The following is a 1,081-nucleotide window of genomic DNA, read 5'->3' on the forward strand; positions in this document are numbered from 1 at the left end:
GCCGTGGTCCTGCTCAACTCCGACGCCCAGGTGTTCGGCGACTGGCTCGACCGGCTGGTCGCCCACGCCGAGACCGCCGCGGCCGAGGGCCGCCCGCCGGTGGGCAGCGTCACGCCGCTGTCGAACAACGCCACGATCTGCAGCTACCCGCGCTTCAACGCCAACAACACCATGGCGCTCGAGATCCCCCGGCCCGAGCTCGACCAGGCCGCCCGCACGCTCAACCGCGGCCGCGCCGTCGAGGTGCCAACCGGGGTCGGCTTCTGCATGTACATGACGGCAGAGGCCCTCGACGCGGTCGGGGTCCTCGACGAGGTCGCCTTCGGCAAGGGCTACGGCGAGGAGAACGACTGGTGCATGCGCGCCCGCAAGGCCGGGTTCTCGAACCTGCTCGCCGAGGACGTGTACGTCTACCATGCCGGGCAGATCTCGTTCGGGCTCGACCCGGGCGGCGAGTACGACCAGGGCCAGGCGGCGCTGCTGGCCAAGCACCCGGACTACCCGGCGCTCGTCGGCCAGTTCGTCCAGGCCGATCCGGGCCGGCGGGGGCGGGCGCGGCTCGACCTGTACCGGCTCCCCCGGCACTTCCGCGGCCGGGCGGTTCTGTTCGTGACCCACAGCTGGGGCGGGGGCATCCAGCGGCACATCGACGACATGATCGCCCGGCTCGAAGCCGAGGGCGTGGCCGTGGTGCTGCTCTCGGTCGACCGGGCCCGGAACATCCAGGTCGACGTCTCGTATCGCAGCAGCGAGTTCCTGTACCTGCCGAGCCTGGACAGCCTGTACCTGCCCCGCGACGCCGACGCGGTGGCCGCGTTCGTGGAGCAACTGGCGCCGCTGCTGATCCACGTGCACTCGCTGGCGGGGCTGCGCTGGAACGCGGCCCGCGCCTTGATGGACCTCGTGTCCGGCTCGGGGCGGCCCTATGCCTGGACGCTGCACGACTTCTCGCCGGTGTGCCACCGCAACCACCTGGTGATGCCGGACGGGCGCTATTGCGGCCTGGCGCCGGTGCCGGTGTGCCGGGACTGCCTGGCCGCGGACGCGGACGGCTACGAGGAGCCGGACCCGGCGGAGCGCC

Annotated in this window: 1 protein-coding gene; it reads left to right on the forward strand. The window is 72.4% G+C overall.

Going from position 1 to position 1,081, the window contains the following annotated elements; translation table 11 throughout:
- Nucleotides 1–1,081: glycosyltransferase (locus tag MKL11_RS28130; protein WP_243949659.1), on the forward strand; the 1,081-nt coding region annotated here is incomplete at both ends.

This window comes from Methylobacterium sp. J-077, assembly GCF_022829365.1.
Taxonomy (GTDB): domain Bacteria; phylum Pseudomonadota; class Alphaproteobacteria; order Rhizobiales; family Beijerinckiaceae; genus Methylobacterium.